The 16,507-nt window shown below is 60.5% G+C and carries 17 protein-coding genes; 4 read left to right on the top strand and 13 right to left on the bottom strand.

What is annotated here, in order from left to right; genetic code table 11:
* Positions 1–3 precede the first annotated feature (3 nt).
* Positions 4–630: a class I SAM-dependent methyltransferase gene (locus PspS35_RS01100; protein WP_159932410.1), complete on the top strand. Its 627-nt coding sequence runs from the start codon at positions 4–6 to the stop codon at positions 628–630.
* 249 nt (positions 631–879) lie between these two features.
* On the opposite strand, the gene PspS35_RS01095 is transcribed toward PspS35_RS01100, so the two are convergent.
* From PspS35_RS01095 to PspS35_RS01085, 3 genes are read right to left on the bottom strand one after another with little or no spacing between them, the layout of a single operon-like run.
* Complete coding sequence (locus PspS35_RS01095; RefSeq protein ID WP_159932409.1) at positions 880–3,945, bottom strand: efflux RND transporter permease subunit; 3,066 nt, start codon at positions 3,943–3,945, stop codon at positions 880–882.
* Positions 3,942–5,012 carry an efflux RND transporter periplasmic adaptor subunit gene (locus tag PspS35_RS01090; protein ID WP_159932408.1) on the bottom strand — a complete coding sequence of 357 codons (1,071 nt, stop codon included), beginning with the start codon at positions 5,010–5,012 and terminating at the stop codon, positions 3,942–3,944. The genes PspS35_RS01095 and PspS35_RS01090 overlap by 4 nt, the downstream gene beginning before the upstream one ends.
* Positions 5,009–6,091 carry an efflux RND transporter periplasmic adaptor subunit gene (locus PspS35_RS01085; protein WP_159932407.1) on the bottom strand — a complete coding sequence of 361 codons (1,083 nt, stop codon included), beginning with the start codon at positions 6,089–6,091 and terminating at the stop codon, positions 5,009–5,011. The genes PspS35_RS01090 and PspS35_RS01085 overlap by 4 nt, the downstream gene beginning before the upstream one ends.
* A 240-nt stretch (positions 6,092–6,331) precedes the next feature.
* Between PspS35_RS01085 and PspS35_RS01080 the strand changes: the two genes are divergently transcribed.
* Positions 6,332–6,688 carry a hypothetical protein gene (locus PspS35_RS01080; RefSeq protein ID WP_159932406.1) on the top strand — a complete coding sequence of 119 codons (357 nt, stop codon included), beginning with the start codon at positions 6,332–6,334 and terminating at the stop codon, positions 6,686–6,688.
* A 103-nt stretch (positions 6,689–6,791) separates the two neighbouring features.
* Here the strand turns inward: PspS35_RS01080 and PspS35_RS01075 are convergent, their stop codons facing one another.
* The 8 genes from PspS35_RS01075 to PspS35_RS01040 all read right to left on the bottom strand — a co-directional run bounded on the left by PspS35_RS01075 (position 6,792) and on the right by PspS35_RS01040 (position 13,040).
* Positions 6,792–7,640: a transporter substrate-binding domain-containing protein gene (locus PspS35_RS01075; RefSeq protein WP_159932405.1), complete on the bottom strand. Its 849-nt coding sequence runs from the start codon at positions 7,638–7,640 to the stop codon at positions 6,792–6,794.
* Positions 7,637–8,413, bottom strand: coding sequence for an amino acid ABC transporter ATP-binding protein (locus PspS35_RS01070; RefSeq protein WP_159932404.1), 777 nt, complete (start codon positions 8,411–8,413; stop codon positions 7,637–7,639). Before PspS35_RS01070 ends, PspS35_RS01075 begins: the two co-directional genes overlap by 4 nt.
* Positions 8,410–9,069 (bottom strand): amino acid ABC transporter permease, encoded by a 660-nt coding sequence (locus tag PspS35_RS01065; RefSeq protein ID WP_017736877.1) that lies wholly within the window; start codon positions 9,067–9,069, stop codon positions 8,410–8,412. Before PspS35_RS01065 ends, PspS35_RS01070 begins: the two co-directional genes overlap by 4 nt.
* A complete protein-coding gene (locus tag PspS35_RS01060) occupies positions 9,050–9,715 on the bottom strand; it encodes an amino acid ABC transporter permease (protein ID WP_003187615.1) in 666 nt (221 codons plus the stop codon). The genes PspS35_RS01065 and PspS35_RS01060 overlap by 20 nt, the downstream gene beginning before the upstream one ends.
* A 363-nt stretch (positions 9,716–10,078) precedes the next feature.
* Positions 10,079–10,861, bottom strand: a complete 783-nt coding sequence (locus PspS35_RS01055) for a MetQ/NlpA family ABC transporter substrate-binding protein (protein WP_159932403.1) — start codon at positions 10,859–10,861, stop codon at positions 10,079–10,081.
* Between the two features lie 128 nt (positions 10,862–10,989).
* Positions 10,990–11,916, bottom strand: coding sequence for a sigma 54-interacting transcriptional regulator (locus tag PspS35_RS01050; protein ID WP_159932402.1), 927 nt, complete (start codon positions 11,914–11,916; stop codon positions 10,990–10,992).
* Between the two features lie 50 nt (positions 11,917–11,966).
* Entirely contained in the window at positions 11,967–12,548 is a 582-nt protein-coding gene (locus PspS35_RS01045; protein ID WP_159932401.1) for an alpha/beta hydrolase, read from the bottom strand.
* Between the two features lie 243 nt (positions 12,549–12,791).
* Positions 12,792–13,040, bottom strand: a complete 249-nt coding sequence (locus tag PspS35_RS01040) for a hypothetical protein (protein ID WP_159932400.1) — start codon at positions 13,038–13,040, stop codon at positions 12,792–12,794.
* A 410-nt stretch (positions 13,041–13,450) separates the two neighbouring features.
* Between PspS35_RS01040 and PspS35_RS01035 the strand changes: the two genes are divergently transcribed.
* Both PspS35_RS01035 and PspS35_RS01030 read left to right on the top strand, forming a co-directional pair.
* Positions 13,451–14,299, top strand: coding sequence for an EamA family transporter (locus PspS35_RS01035; RefSeq protein WP_159932399.1), 849 nt, complete (start codon positions 13,451–13,453; stop codon positions 14,297–14,299).
* The gene (locus tag PspS35_RS01030; RefSeq protein ID WP_159932398.1) at positions 14,299–15,246 is read left to right on the top strand and encodes a LysR substrate-binding domain-containing protein; all 948 of its coding nucleotides are present in this window, start codon (positions 14,299–14,301) and stop codon (positions 15,244–15,246) included. Before PspS35_RS01035 ends, PspS35_RS01030 begins: the two co-directional genes overlap by 1 nt.
* 84 nt (positions 15,247–15,330) lie before the next feature.
* Here PspS35_RS01030 and PspS35_RS01025 read toward each other — a convergent pair whose 3' ends face one another.
* On the bottom strand, positions 15,331–15,732 hold the full coding sequence (locus PspS35_RS01025; RefSeq protein ID WP_159932397.1) for a biopolymer transporter ExbD: 402 nt from the start codon (positions 15,730–15,732) through the stop codon (positions 15,331–15,333).
* Between the two features lies 1 nt (position 15,733).
* Complete coding sequence (locus PspS35_RS01020; RefSeq protein WP_159937961.1) at positions 15,734–16,456, bottom strand: MotA/TolQ/ExbB proton channel family protein; 723 nt, start codon at positions 16,454–16,456, stop codon at positions 15,734–15,736.
* Positions 16,457–16,507 lie beyond the last annotated feature (51 nt).

Raw genomic sequence — 16,507 nt, 5'->3', positions numbered from 1 at the left:
CCCATGCCTCTGCAGCCCGACGACCTCGACCAGATCACCTCCACCACCCTCGGCCACTACAACAAGGTGGCCGAGGATTTCCGTGAAGGCACCCGCGACCACGATGTGAGCCAGAACATCGACGCATTGCTGCGGCATATCCAAGGTACGCCGCCGTTTACCGTGCTGGACTTCGGCTGCGGGCCGGGGCGGGATTTGCAGACCTTAACCCGCATGGGCCACATCGCCGTCGGGCTGGACGGCTCGGAGCGCTTCGCGCAAATGGCGCGTGAAGACAGCGGCTGCGAGGTGTTGCAGCAAGACTTCCTCAAGCTCGACCTGCCCGCCGAACGCTTCGACGGGATCTTTGCCAATGCGGTGCTGTTTCATATCCCCAAGCAGGAACTGCCGCGTGTGCTCAAGCAGTTGCATGGCGCGTTGAAGCCCGGCGGTGTGCTGTTCAGCTCCAATCCACGGGGTGACAACCAGGAAGGCTGGAATGGGCCGCGCTACGGCTCGTATCACGACCTGGCGGCGTGGCAAGGTTTGCTGACGACGGCAGGGTTTGTGGAGTTGGAGCACTACTACCGACCGGCCGGCTTGCCTCGGGAGCAGCAGCCCTGGTTGGCCAGCGTATGGCGTAAACCATAGAAGCAACACATTCCAAATGTGGGAGGGGGCTTGCCCCCGATGGCAGTGGGTCAGTTAGAACAACTTTGACTGACCCACTGCCATCGGGCATAGGTATCTACACAACTCTTAAAGGTTGACCCAGAACCCTGTGGTGAGCGGGCTTGCCCCGCGCTGGGCTGCGAAGCGGCCCCAATCCAGGCACCGCGCTTTTTCAGTCATAACCCATTGGCCGGTTTTGGGGCCGCTTCGCACCGCCCTCCCACATTTTTAACTGCGTTTTTCCTGTTGTTCCTGCTTGGGCTCGCGGATCTTGTACCAGGCCACATACAGCGCCGGCAAAAACAACAGCGTCAGCAACGTGGCAATGATAATCCCGCCAATCATCGCGTACGCCATCGGCCCCCAGAACACTTCCCGCGCAATCGGGATCATGCCCAGGCTCGCCGCTGCGGCCGTGAGCAAAATCGGCCGGCGCCGGTGCTCGGTGGCTTGCACCACCGCATCCCACGGCGTGTAGCCGGCCAGTTCATATTCGTGGATCTGCGTCACCAGGATCACCGAGTTGCGAATGATGATGCCGATCAGCGCCAAGATCCCCAGGATCGCCACAAAGCCCAGGGGCGTGCCCGTGGGGATCAGCGCCAGCACCACGCCGATCAGGCCCAGCGGCGCCACGCTGGCTACCAGGAACATCTTCTGCACGCTGTGCAGTTGGATCATCAGGAAGGTTGCCATCAGGAACAGCATCAACGGCACCACGCTGGCAATCGGGCCCTGGGCCTTGCCGCTTTCTTCCACAGTACCGCCCGTCGCGACCTTGTAACCCACCGGCAAACCGGCGCTGAATTTATCGATCTCGGGCTTGAGCTGCTTGACCAGATCGGTCGGCTGCATCTCGTCACGCACCGAGGCCTTGATGGTGATGGTCGGCTTGCGGTCGCGGCGCCACACCAGCGGCTGCTCCAGCTCGTAGCGCACAGTGGCGAAAGCCAGCAGCGGGATCGAGGTGCCGTTGGGCGTGACAATCTGCAGGTTCTGCAAGGTTTCCGGCGTGCCGCGTTCGGCGTCTTCGGCGCGGCCGACCACGTTGATCAGGTAGATATCGTCGTGCACCTGGGTCACCGAGGCGCCGCTGACCACGCTGTTCATCAGTTGCGCCACGTCTTCCGACGACAGCCCGAGCTGGCGCGCCTTGTCTTGGGCGATGTCGATGCGCAGCACTTTGCCGGGCTCGTTCCAGTCGTAGATGATCTCGCCCAGGTGGGTGTTTTTATCCAGCAGGGTCGCCAGTTCGATGGCGTGTTTGCGCACCTGGTCGGTGTCTTTGCCGGACACGCGATACTGGATCGGACGCCCCACCGGCGGACCCATTTCCAGCGGCTGCACAAAACTGCCGATGCCGACAAAGTCGTCACGCAGGCGTTTTTGCAGGCGCGCAATCAGCTCGCCGCGTTCTTCCAGGCCTTTGCTGACAATCACCAACTGCGCGTAATACGGGTTTTCCAATTGCTGATCGAGGGGCAGGTAGAAACGGATCGCGCCCTGGCCGATGTACGTGCTCCAGCGCGCGATGTCCGGGTCGTCCTTGATGATCGCTTCCAGGCGGTCGACGGCCTTGCGCGTCTCATTGATCGAGGCGTTTTGCGGCAGGTTCAGGTCGACGAGGATCTCCGGACGGTCCGACGACGGGAAAAACTGGTTCTGCACAAACTGCATAGAGAACACCGACGCCACAAACAGCGCCACGGTAATGCCGATGGCCCACCAGCGGTTGCGCATGGCCCAGAGCATGCCGCCATTGAAGGCGCGGCCAATGCGGCCAGGCTCGGCGTCGTGGGGTTTGACCTTGGCGCTGAGGATATGCACGCCGATCACCGGCGCAAACAGCACCGCCACCACCCACGACACCAGCATCGCCACGGCAATCACTGCGAACAGGGTGAAGGTGTACTCGCCCGCCGAACTGGCGTTGAGGCCGATCGGCACAAAACCGGCGACGGTCACCAAGGTACCGGTGAGCATCGGGAACGCCGTCGAGGTGTAGGCATAAGTTGCCGCCTGCTCCTTGGTCTCGCCCTTTTCCAGACGCGTGATCATCATCTCCACGGTGATCATCGCGTCGTCCACCAGCAGGCCGAGGGCGATGATCAACGCGCCCAACGACACGCGCTGCATGGTGATGCCGCTGTATTCCATGAACACAAACACCAGCGCCAGCACCAGCGGAATCGAGCACGCCACCACCAAGCCGGCGCGCATACCGAGGCTGATAAAGCTCACCACCAGCACGATGATCACGGCTTCGAACAGCGCACTGGTAAAGCCGCCGACAGCCTCTTCCACGACTTCGGCCTGGTCGGAAACTTTATGCACCCCGACGCCCACCGGCAGGTCGGCGGTCAGCTCATCCATACGCTCATGCAGCGCCTTACCGAAGGACTGGATATTGCCGCCCTTCTGCATGGCGATGGCCAGGCCAATCGCCGGTTTGCCGTTGAACCGGAACATCGGCCGCGCCGGGTCGACATAGCCTCGGCTGATCTCGGCGATGTCTGCCAGGCGATAGAAGCGGTCATTGAGCCGCAGGTTGACGTTGGCCAGGTCCTTCTCCGAGGCGAACTGCCCCGACGTGCGCACCGAAATCCGCTCCGGCCCGGCCTCGATCACACCCGCCGGGGTCACGGCGTTCTGCGCTTGCAGGCTCTGCACCACCTGGCGCTGGTCAATGCCCAGGGCCGCCAATTTGCGCGTGGAGAAGTTCAGGTAAATCACTTCGTCCTGCTGGCCGATCATCTCGACCTTGCCCAGCCCCGGCACCGAACGGATCTCGGCGCGCACCTGCTCCACGTAATCACGCAGTTGGCGCATCGACAGGCCGTCGCCGGTAAATGCGTACACCGAGCCGAATACATCGCCGAACTCGTCGTTGAATGACGGCCCCTGCAAACCCTGGGGGAAAGTGCCGCGAATATCGTCGATCTTCTTGCGAACCTGGTACCAGATCTCCGGGATGGCCTTGGCGCTGGTGGTGTCCTTGAGGAACACAAACACCGTGGATTCGCCCGGCCGGGTGTAGCTTTTCACGTAGTCGAGGGAGTCGAGTTCTTCGAGCTTTTTCTCGATGCGGTCGGTGACCTGCTTGAGGGTTTCTTCCTGGGTCGCACCCGGCCAACGGGTCTGGATCACCATGGTCTTGATGGTGAACGACGGGTCTTCCTCGCGGCCCAGGTTCATGTACGAGAACACGCCCATCAGCAGCGCGACGAACATCAGGTACCACACGAAGGACTGATGCTTGAGGGCCCAGTCGGATAAGTTGAAGCTCCCTTTCATCGCGGGCTGTCCTCGTCGATTTTGACTTTCTGCCCGGGCTTCAGGCTGTTCACGCCAGCGGTGACTACCCGCTCGCCGGGTTTGACGCCGCCGTTAAGCACGGCGCTGTGGCTGTCACGGCTTACGACCGTGACCTCACGCGGCTGCACGGTCTGGCTTTGGGTGTCGAGGATCCAGAGGCGGGTCTTGCCGTCGACGTCCTGCAGCGCGCTCAGCGGCAATTCCAGGCGCGGCGCGATGGCCGTGCTCAAGGTCACGCTGATGGCGGTCCCCAGGCGAAATGCGGCGGGCGTGTCGGCCAAGGTCAGGCGGGCGCGACGGGTGCGGGTGGCGCTTTGGGCCTGGGGCTCGATCTCGCGCACGATGGCGGTGGTGTTGACGCTGGGGTCCAACTGACCGGCGACCAGGAACACCACGTCCGTGGGCAGCCGCTCAGCGAGGCCGGCGGGCAGGTCAATCACCGCTTCCTTGATGTCCGGGCGGGCCAGGGTCACCACTTGTTGGCCGGCACTGACCACCTGGCCCGCCTCGGCATTCCAGGCGGTGACGATGCCGGCGTGGTCGGTGCGCAGCTCGGCGTAGTTGAGCTGGTCCTTGGCCTGGTTGACCGAAGCGCGGGCCTGGTCGAGGGAAGCCTGGGTGGTTTTCAGGTCGGTCTGGGCGATATCCAACTGCGCCTGGGCGCCAACGCCACGGTTGAACAATTGCTGCTGGCGCCGGGCGTTGGCCTGGGCGTTGATGAACTGCGCCTGCACGCGAGCCAAGTCGCCTTGGGCGGCGCGCAATTGGTTTTGCTGGTCGGTGGGGTCAAGGACCGCAAGCAAGGCGCCCTTCTGCACTTCGGCGCCCACATCCACGGCGCGGCGGGCGATACGCCCCGGCACCCGAAAGCCCAGGTTGCTTTCATAACGCGCCTGGATGGTGCCGGCGAAGCGGCCCAGCGTTTCCTGGTCTTCGGCCTTCACTTGCATGGACAGCACCGGGCGCACGGGCTCGGGCGGCGTTTCTTCCTTGGAGCAGGCCGCCAGCAAAACGCTGGTGGTGAGTATGAGCATCAGGCGCTTCATGGCTGGGCTCCCTGCTGCGCAATCTCGACCAGCATGCCGGGGTGCAGCAATTGCCCACCGGCCACCACGACGTTTTCGCCGCCTTTAAGGCCATCACTGATGATGACCTTGCCGGTGAGGTAACGCGCCACCGTGACCTTGTGCAACTGCGCCTTGCCGTCGCCATCGACCAGCCACACGGCGGGCTCGCTCAGGTCTTTGGTGAGTGCCGACCAGGGCAACTCGATGCTGGGCTTGGCAGGGCCATTGGCGGTGGCACTGACCACCGAACCGAGCTGCATGCCTTTAGGCAGAGATTGCAGCGCAATCTTCACCTGCACCGTGCCGGTATTGGCGGCCACCGCAGGGGTGACTTCGCGCACTTTGCCCTGGGCCTTGATGCTCGGGTTGTCCAACAGGCTGACGGTGATCGGCGCGTCGGGCGGCGGCTCCACCAGCAGCGACTCATAGACATTGAACACCGCGTCGCGCTCGCCATCGCTGGCCAGGCTGAAAATCGGCACCGTGGCCTGCACCACCTGGCCGACTTCGGCCTGGCGCGCCGTGATCACTCCCGGCGCATCCGCAACCAGCGCGGTATAGCCGAGTTGTTCACGGGCGTTGGCCAGTTGAGCCTGGGCAGCGGCCAAGGCGCTTTGGCTGCTGCGCAGCGCGGCCTGGGCGGCATCGTATTCACTGCGGCTGGTGTAGCCCTTGGGCAGCAGCTTTTCCTGACGCACAAAGGCCGCGGCCGTCTGCTTGACCCGCGCCTGCTCGGCCACGACCTGGGCCTGGGCCGAATCGACGTTGGTCTGCAAATCCTTGGGATCGAGCTTGGCCAGCACTTGCTTGGCGGTCACGCGGTCGCCCACGTCCACCATGCGCTGGATGATCTTGCCGCCGACGCGAAACGACAGGTCGGTTTGCACACGGGCCTGGATATCGCCCGTCAGCGTGACCGCCGCGGCAAAATCCGCCGGCTGCACCGTCTGCACAAAAACCCGGGAATGCTGCTTGGGCTCAGCTTTTTCCTGGCCACAAGCGCTCAGCAACACCACTAAACCCAGGCCGACAATACAAGTGGAAATACGACCGCCCATGCAGACTCCTTGTGCGCGATGCGATGTGCCAGTGTGTATGCGACTGTGAGCTTAGTTCAGGGTTCCTTATCTGCATGGAGGCTTTGCGTACGCAAGTGTTCCCACGCCAGCTGACCTGTTAGTTCTAACAGTAGACGGCCGTCGCCAACCCTCGTAAAAACTAATGCCGGTCTTGCTGCGCGGGCATTCACACGTGCTGCTGTGCAAGCACCTCACTCACCCTGTACTGAGGTAGACCCAATGAACAGCAAAAATACAACACAGCTTCCACCTCTGCGGATCGAGGAAGCCAAACCGCCGATTCCCCCTTCGGACGACTGGTTACTGTCTTTAAAGGACGTGCCCGGCGAGGGAGCAACCGTCATCATTCAGCCTACCAAAATAGGCACAAGCAAGGACCGCCTCCAGATTTACATCGGCGGCAAAGTGGTAGTGGATGTGGAGTTCAACAATAATCCGCCGCAGGAAATTCGGGCACGCATTCCCAGGGATGTATTGCTGCGCAACCTTGGCGTGCAGACAATCCACTACATGATCCGAATCGGCCAGGGAAATGGCGAGATGGGCGAATCTGCAAAATTTCAGATCACCCATTGAACAGAGGCCTGGATTATTGAGGATCGTTGGCCGCAATAGGCATCACCTCAAACGACGCCATCGGGGGCAAGCTCCCGATAGCGATGTAACAGTCAGTGCAGAACTAGCCCTGCCACTTCCCACCTTCAACAATCACACTCTCAGGCTTGGTGTCATCGCTCAGTTCTTTACGCACGTATTGGTCGTACAGCTTGAGCAAGAACTTCTCTTCACCCAACTTCGCCAACTCGGCATTCACCCAGTCACGCAGTTCGACGTTGCCCTTCTTCACGGCTGGTGCAATCGGTGCTTCGTCGCCGAGTTTCTCTTCCAGCACGCGGTAGCCGGGGTTCTGCTTAGCCCAGCTGAATAGCACCAGGTTGTCTTGCGCGTAGGCATCGCCACGGCCGGCCGACAGCGCTTGTAGCGATTCGGAGTTTTTCTCGAACTTGAGCAGCTTCCAGTCCGGGTGGTTTTTGGTCAGCCAGATATCCGCGGTGGTGCCGGTGGTGACGATGGTGGTGCGGCTGGCCAGGTCATCCAGGCTTTTGACCGAGCTGTCGTTCGGCACCAGGGCCTGTACCGCGACTTTCAGGTTGGGGTTGGTGAAGTCCACCGCTTCCTTGCGTTCCGGGGTCACGGTCATGTTGGCGAGGATCAGGTCGACCTTGTCGCTTTGCAGGAACGGGATGCGGCTGGCCGGCTCCACGGCGACGAATTCGACTTTGTTCTCATCGCCCAGCAGGTCCTTGGCGAATTGGCGGCCGATGTCCGTATCGAAGCCCACATAGCGGCCGGCTTCGTTGACAAAACCGAACGGTGGCTTGTCGGTAAAGACGCCGACGATCAGCTTGTCCCGCGCTTTGATTTTGTCGAGGTAGCTGACGGCGGCAGGTTTTACCGGCTCTTCGGCCTTTTTATCGCAGCCGGCCAGCAGGGCGACGGCCAACAGGGGCAGCAGTAACTTTTTCATATCAGTTCCAGTTCCTTAGGTTTCTTGGGCAGTGTTGAAACAAAGGAGAACTTCTCCAGGAACTGCTGCGCGCGTGCGGTCTGCGGGTTCGTAAAGAATGCCTCGGGGGTGTTGTGTTCGAGGATGCGACCGGCCTCCATAAACACCACGCGGTCGGCGACGGCGCGGGCGAAGGCCATTTCGTGGGTGACGATCAGCAGGGTCATGCCATCGCGTGCCAGACCCTGGATCACCTCCAGCACTTCCTTGACCATCTCGGGGTCGAGGGCGGCGGTGACTTCGTCAAACAGCATGACCTGCGGGTTCATGCACAACGAACGGACGATGGCGATGCGTTGCTGCTGGCCACCGGAGAGCTGGCGCGGGAAGGCGTCGCGCTTGTCGGCCAGGCCCACGCGCGCCAGCAGTTTTTCGGCCTGCTCGCGGGCTTCGCGGGGCTCGCGCTTTTGCACTTTGAGCGGGCCAAGCAGGATGTTGTCGAGCACGCTCATGTGCGGGAACAGGTGGTAGCTCTGGAACACCATGCCGATGTCCTGGCGCACCTGGCGCCAGTCGGTGTTTTTTCCCAGCAGTTCACGACCTGCAAACCGCAGGCTGCCGCTGTGGGCCACTTCCAGCCCGTTGAGGCAACGCAGCAAGGTGCTTTTGCCGCAGCCGCTGGGGCCGAGGATCACCACCACTTCGCCGCTCTGCACACTCAGGTCGATGCCCTTGAGCACCTGCTGTTCGCCGAAGAATTTGTTGAAACCCTGAAACTCGATCAATGCGCTCATGCTTGGGCCCAGCGCCGTTCCAGCACCTTGGAGGCGGCCGACAACGGGTAGCAGATAAAGAAGAAAAACAGGAACAGCACGCCGTAGATCAAGACCGACTCGTAGGTGCGTTCGATGATTTGCTGGCCGACCTTGATCACGTCCACCACGCCGATCAGCACCGCCAGGGAACTGGTCTTGATGATGCGCGTGTAGACGTTGATGGTCGGCGGGGTCATGCGCTTGAGAGCCTGGGGCAGCAGCACATAGCCGTACAACTGCGGGTCGGACAAACCAATCGACAAGCCCGCTTCACGCTGGCCACGGGGCAGCGAATGCAGCGCGCCGCGCACCACCTCGCCCACCTCGCTGGCGCCCCACAGCGACAGCACCAGCACCGCGCACCAGAAGCTCGGAATACTCAAGCCGAAGAAAATCGGCAGGCCGAAGAACAGCAGGTACAGCCACACCAGCACCGGGATCGCGCGGAACAACTCCAGATACACCCGCAGCACTGCGTTGATCACCTTGTTGTTCAACGTGCGCAGCACGCCATACAGCACGCCACCGACGGTGCTGAAGGCGATGCTCAGAAAGGAAATCGACAGGGTTTGCGCCGCGCCCTTGCCCAATTGCGGCAACGACACCCACAACAACTCAAGACCCGAACTGGCCATGCTGGAGCCTCCTTTCCAGGCGGCTGAGCAGCAGCGACAGCGGCAAGAACAACAGCACGCAAATCAGCGTGAGTACGGCGAGCATTTCGTAGGTCTTGTAGTAGAGCGCGATGTAGCTCTTGGTGGTGTAGAGAATCTCCGGCACCGCCACGGCAGAGACCACGGTGGTCTCCTTGAGCAGGAAGATGAAATTGGCGAACAACGCCGGCAGGCTGAGGATGCCCGCTTGAGGCAGGATCACATGGCGCAGCAGTTGCCAGTCCGACAGGCCGATGGACTTGCCCGACTCGATCTGCGCCAACGGTACGGCTTCCACACCGGCGCGCAGCACTTCGGTAAGGTAGGCGCCGCCGAGGAAGGTCATGGTGATGATTGCCGCCCAGAACCCGGAGATATTGAAGCCCAGGGCCGGCAGCGCGAAGTACACGAAAAACAGTTGGATCAGCAGCGGCGTGTTACGTGCCAGCTCCACGTACAGCGCCACCAGGCGCGACAGGTAGGGCGTGCGAAACACCAGCAGCGCAGCGTTGATCAGCGCCACCAGCAGCGAGGTGGCGATGGCGATCAAACCGACTTGCAGCGTGACCCCCACGGCTTTCAAAAACGCCGGCAAGGTGCTGAGGATAAATGCAAAATCGAAGGTCATCTTGAGTCCATATCGCTGCATGGGTAATGCCGCGAGCGCAGTCCGTTCCAACGTGGGTAACGTCGGGTAGCGCGAACTTTAAAGGTATAAAAACAAAAATTTAAATACCCAAATAGCATATTGATATCACGCAAAAACCTAACCTCCCGGATTCGCGGTTGTGGGAGGGGGCTACACCCCGATGGCCATAGGTATCTACACAACGTTTAGAGGCAGGCACAAAACCCTATGGTGAGCGGGCTTGCCCCGCGCTGGGCAAGCCCCCTCCCATCGTTGGATTGCATTCCAGGTTTCAGGCATAAAAAAACGCCGACGCTCTACAAGCCATCGGCGTTGAAACCTTGAAGGGGGTTTTAACTTACATCAGAACGCCGGCACGACCGCGCCGCTGTATTTCTTCTCGATGAAGGCTTTGACTTCCGGGCTGGTCAGGGCCTTGGCCAGCTTCTGGATGGCGTCGCTGTCCTTGTTGTCCGGGCGGGCCACCAGGTAGTTCACGTAAGGCGAGTCAGAACTTTCCAGGATCAGTGCGTCCTTGGCCGGGTTCAGCTTGGCTTCCAGGGCGTAGTTGGTGTTGATCAGGGCCAGGTCAACCTGGTCCAGTACGCGTGGCAGCAGGGCCGATTCCAGTTCTTTGAATTTCAGGTGTTTCGGGTTGTTGGCGATGTCTTTTGGCGTAGCCAGGGCGTTGGTCGGGTCTTTCAGGGTGATCACGCCGTTCTTTTGCAGCAGCAACAAGGCGCGGCCACTGTTGGAGCCTTCGTTCGGGATGGCAACGGTGGCGCCATCTTTGAGGTCTTCGATCTTCTTGATCTTTTTCGAGTAACCGCCGAAGGGTTCAACGTGCACGCCGACCACGGTGACCAGGTTGGTGCCCTTGCCTTGGTTGAAGTTTTTCAGGTACGGCAGGGTTTGGAAGTAGTTGGCGTCCAGGCGCTTCTCAGCGACTTGCACGTTTGGCTGTACATAGTCGGTGAACACTTTGATTTCCAGGTCCACGCCTTCCTTCTTCAGGGTCGGCTTGATCAGCTCAAGGATCTCGGCGTGCGGGATCGGGGTGGCAGCCACCACCAGTTTCTCGTTGGCCTGGGCGAAGCCGGCAGTCAGGGCAGCCGCCAGTGCGGTAAACAACAGAACCTTTTTCATGCAGTGTCCTTAATCGAAAGTCCGGGTCGTCTGTGACGGCCGCGTGTTATGTGGTGTGCCAGCGAAGTGCTATCGCGGCGTGAAACGGACAATACCTAGATTTTTTATTCCCGAACAATATCTTTTATTCACGTTGATATTCCATTTTGCTCATGTAGGAATTTTCGCAGTGATTCCTGCTCGGCGGGACTGGCCCGATTGAAGATGCGCTGCACTTGCTCCAACGGTGAACCCGCCGCTGGCAGGTTCAAATGCTCGGGCAAAATCTCATCGCCGCTGCTGACTAGCAGGGCAAAGTGAATAACGTTTTCCAGCTCACGGGTATTACCCGGCCAGCTGTGATGTTCCAGTACCTGCTGGGCCGCATCACTGATCAGCGGTACCGGCAGGTCCAGGCGCTGGCTGTAGATGCCGAGGAAATACTCAGCCAGGGACAGAATGTCACCGACCCGCTCGCGCAGCGCCGGCAAATCCAACTGGCCTTCGCTCAAGTAATGGAACAGGCGCTCATGAAACTTGCCCGCCGCCACGGCCTGGGCCAGGTCGATGCTGGTGGCAGCCACCAGGCGCACGTCCACCGGGCTTGGCTGATGGGCGCCGACGCGGGTGACTTCGTGGTTTTCCAGGGCCGCGAGCAATTTGACCTGGATCGGCAGCGGCAAGTCGCCGATTTCATCCAGGTACAAGGTGCCGCCATTGGCCGAACCAAACCACCCGGCGCGGCTACTGGCCGCGCCACTGTGGGCACCGGCGGCATAACCGAACAACTCGGCATCGGCGTACGTCGGGCTGATCGCGCCGCAGTTGACCGAGACAAACAGCCCGGTGCGGTCACTGCCACGGTGAATATGCCGCGCCAGCAGCTCTTTACCGCTGCCGGTCTCGCCGCGAATCAACACTGGCAAGGCACGCGGTGCGAGGCTTTCCAGGTCTTCGCGCAGTTGCCGCGAACGCGGGTCGACAAACACCAATGCCTTGGCACGAATGCTCAGCGGGCTTTTATCGGCGTCGGGGAAGGTCAGCAGCGGCTGGCCGTAGGTTTCATGCAGACTCATGGCAGGCTCCCGCCCCAAATCCACTCAAGGGACGGGGCGTTGAAAAATGTTCAGGCAGTGCGCCGGGCGTGATGCTCAAGGCGGCTTTGCAGGCGATAGAGGTAGGCGAAACCCTGCTCCCAGCGCTGGTGGCCGGACTTCACATTGATATGGCCAGCGCCCGACAAAATGCCGGCTTCGGCGCCCCAGTTGCGCGCCAGTTCCAAGGCCCGTGGGGCGCTGACGGCGGCGTCGTTGTCGGAGCTGACCACTTGGCTGGGAAACGGCAACAAGGTCGTAGGAATCGGCGCGAAATTGCGCAGGGCAGGCGAGCACGCAGGTCGTTCCACATCGGCCGGAGCCACCAACAAGGCGCCACGCACCTGACGCAGGAACTGCACCGGCGCGGTGGCGGCCCAATGGGCCACCGTGATGCAACCCAGGCTGTGGGCGATCAAAATCACCGGCGTGCTGTCGGCCGCGATAGCCTCGGCCAACGCCGCCACCCAATCCTCCCGACGCGGCGTCAGCCAATCGGCCTGCTCCACGCGAGCGCTGTTAGGCAGGCTGTTCTGCCAATGGGTTTGCCAATGATCTTCTGGCGATCCTTGCCAGCCCGGCACGATCAGATAACGAATCGACTCGCTGTGCATGGGTGTGCCCTCCTGCAACCTTTAACGATGCTGAACAGTATAGGGACGAGGGTTATATTCGTTAAGGAATAAGAAGCTATTTATTAATAACCAAAAACTCAAAGCCAATGAAGATCAAAATGTGGGAGGGGGCTTGCTCCCGATAGCGGTGTATCAGCCAGCCCATCTATAACTGAACCACCGCCATCGGGGGCAAGCCCCCTCCCACATTGATCGGATTTCACATTGGAATCGCAGCGTTTGTCAGGTCGTGTGATTGGGCTGCTGCATGCAGTCAATGGTGCGATCCACCACCGTCTTAGCCATTTCCAGCAAATGCCACACCGCATGAATTTTCGCGCGGTCGCGGGGTTGCAGGTGCTCGCAGCAGTCCCACACCGTGGCCGAGGCGCTGTGGATCAGGTGAGCGATATAAAGTTGGGCATCTTCGAAACTGAGGTTTTCGTTGGCGACAAGGCAATCGAGGGGTGGATCGGGAAGTGCTTTGGTCATGGTGTAACTCCTGATTAATTCAGAAGCCGGCCCATTCGCGACTAAACGGTGGGTGGCGGCTGTACGCAGGTTAGTCGACCGGCTAATCAGGAAAACCCGGCGCACCCGAAGGCGCCCTGCGCACAGCCACCATAAACGTCATGGAGGACTTTGCGCCTGATTAAGAGTCCGGGCGACTAAACCCGATCACTGAAAAGGCAGTGACGGATCGCAGACTAGCCACCGATTCCAACAGGCACAAGGCGGCGGGGATTGTCTCGGAAACGTCCTGCAATTTAAAGGGACGTGGCTTGCTGGCCCTTTACAAACCATGACGGTTTTTGATGGCTTCACTGACGAGCTTTCGCTTCTGACCATTGTGCAAGACCGCGTTAAATAGCCGCCTTTATCTCCTCCCCGGCCCGAGCCCCATGGACAACTCCAACATCGCCATCACCCTCGTTTTGATCTCCGCCTTCATGCACGCCACCTGGAACGCGGTCGTCCGGGCGGGGAGCAGTCGCTTCATGACTTTGGCGATGGTCGATGGTACGGCGCTGCTGATCTGCCTGGCGGCGCTGCCGCTGGTCAATGCGCCAAGCCCACAGGTGTGGGGCTATGTGCTGGTTTCCGTGGTGCTCAACACGGCCTATCGGTTGTTTCTGATCAAGGCGTATGAGACCGGCGATTTTGGGCAGGTCTACCCCGTGATGCGCGGGGTGCCACCGGTTTTAGTCGCGCTGTTTTCCTACTTTCTGCTGCATGAGCAGCTATCGCCCTACGCCATGGCAGGGGTGCTACTGATCTGTGCCGGCATTATCAGCCTGACGTTCGTACGCAGGATGACCGCGCGTATGTTCAAGCCGATCCTGATGGCGGTGTGTGCGGGGGCGTTCATCGCGTCCTACACGGTGGTGGATGCCAAGGGTGTAAGAGCCAGTGAGACGGTGCTGCAATACATCCTCTATTTGACGCTATTCCAGAGCATTCCAATTCCGGCGCTGGCGATTATCAAAAAGCGTTTGGCATTCGCAGAGGCCATTCGCAACCATTGGAAGGTCGGCGTCATGGGCGGCGTTTTTTACCTCACTTCCTACGGCCTGGTGCTGTTTGCGCTGTCGCTGGACGCGGTGGCCAAGGTCTCAGCGCTGCGGGAAACCAGTGTTATTATCGGCGCCATTATTGCCGCGCTGTTTTTTCACGAGCAGTTCGGCTGGCGGCGGATGCTTTCGGCGTTCGTCATTGTTTGCGGGATCATCCTGATCAAAGTGAGCACCTGATGGGCCAACGTCCGCCACCCACCCCCATGCTGCAAGCCTTTGTCAGCGCTGCGCAAACAGGGAGTTTCGCGCGCGCCGCCTCCCGGTTGAACCTGACCGCCAGTGCGATAAGCCATCAAATTGCGGGGCTGGAAGAGTGGTGGGGCGTGCAGTTGTTTGAACGCCACTCCCGGGGCGTGAATCTCACGGCCGCGGGGCACGTTTTGTTGCCGGTTGCTGATGGCTTTTTCAAAGAACTTGAAGCAGCGTTGCACACCCTTAACCCGAGCAAGACCCAGCCGCTTTACCTCTCGTGCACGTCTTCTCTGTGTTCCACCTGGCTAATCCCCAGAATGCATGGTTCCCACACCGATGCTTCATTCAACCTCGACCTGGTATTAACCAGTGCGGACATGAACAGCGCCAATCTCGGCGCTCATCAGTTCGATGTAGCGATTGTGATGGGGTACGGCGACTACCCGGATCATCATGCCGAACTGCTGATGCGCGATGCCGTGTTCCCGGTGTGCTCGCCAGAGTTTCAACGCGTCAATGGCGATATTCCGCTGACGAATATCGCGCAGTATCCACTCATTCACCGTGCGGACGATCAGGTGTGTCCGGGGTGGGAAAGCTGGTTTGCGTTTCAGGGCCTGGCGGCTGCGCCTTATCACCATGGGCCGCGCTTTCCGGACTCCAGCCTGGCAATCAGCCTGGCGGTGAAGGGTGGCGGAATTGCACTGGCCAGGACAGCGTTGGTGTATGACCAATTGGAAGATGGCGCGTTGGTCACACTCGGCGGGCCGGTGATGATGTCGCCGGCGGCGTACTACGTTATTTGTCGCAATGGACGGCAATCGGAACCTGATATCGCTCGGTTGATTGGCTGGCTTAAAGAAAGCGCTGGAAAGTTTCAGCGAGAAGTTGAAATCCGGTATCCGCAAATCGCTGGGGTTGGCGCACTTTGAACCTCTGGCATTGCTGAAACGCAGGCAAAAAAAAGGCCGCACCCTGCCAAGGAGACGGCCAAAAAATTGTCGAGGCTTTTGCAATTAACGAGCGGTAATCACCGACAGCTTGGTAATCCCCGCGCGTTCGATAGACGCCATGGCTCGCGCCACTTCGCCGTAGTTCACGCCGTCATCTGCCTGCAGTTGCACCCGCACATCGGGGTCCTTGGCCTTGGCCGCCTGCAGGTTGAATTCCAGCAGGTTCGGCTGGATTTCGTCCTTGTTGATAAACACTTTGCCGGCGCCGTCGATGCTCACCACCAGCGGGTCTTTTTGCTCGACCGGGGCCACAGCTTCGGTCTTGGGCAAGTTGATCGGAATCGCGTTGGTCAGCAGCGGCGCGGTGACGATAAACACCACCAGCAGCACCAGCATCACGTCCACCAGCGGCGTAACGTTGATCTCGCTCAGCACCTCATCACTGTCTTGTGTGGAGAAGGCCATTTCAGGACGCCTCCTTCACTTTCTGCGGGTTGCCGGCATTGGCTTTGTTCAGCGCCGGGTGCAGCAGGACGCGGAAGGAGTTTTTCTGCGCGAGGCTGTAGAAGTCGTGGGCAAAGTCATCAAGGTCCGCAGCCGTCAGCTTCAGGCGACGCAGGAAATAGTTGTAGACCAGCACCGCCGGCACCGCGACGGCGATACCGACGCCGGTGGCCACCAACGCCGCGCCAATCGGCCCGGCCACGGTTTCCAGGCTGGCGGAGCCGGCGGCGCTGATGCCCTTGAGCGCTTCCATGATCCCCCACACCGTGCCGAACAGGCCGATAAACGGCGAGGTACTGCCGATACTGGCGACCACGGCCAGGCCGGTTTCCAGCGAGCGGCGCTCGCGCACGATCTGTTGGCGCAGGGCGCGTTCGAGGCGGTCCTGGTGGTTGATGGCCTGGCTCAGGTCCGCCGCGTGAGGCGTTTCGCCCACCTGGATCGCGGCATAACCGGCCTGGGCCACGCGAGCTGCAGCGCCGGGCTGGGTCTCAGCCAATTCAGCGGCCGAATCAAGGCTCGACGCCGCCCAGAACTGTTTGTGGAACTTGCGATCCTGGGCCTTGAGGCGACCGAACTGCACGCCCTTGAGCAGGGCCAGGCCCCAGGTGGCGACCGAAAAGACCACCAGCAGCCAGATCACCGCGCTTTCGATGGATTCAAGTGGAGATGCTAATGCCATGATGTGTTCCCTCTGTACAAGTCGCGGCGTGTGCAACACACCGCAGCGCAATAG

Source organism: Pseudomonas sp. S35, from assembly GCF_009866765.1.
Classification (GTDB): domain Bacteria; phylum Pseudomonadota; class Gammaproteobacteria; order Pseudomonadales; family Pseudomonadaceae; genus Aquipseudomonas.
This window is presented reverse-complemented; position numbering and strand designations above follow the sequence as displayed.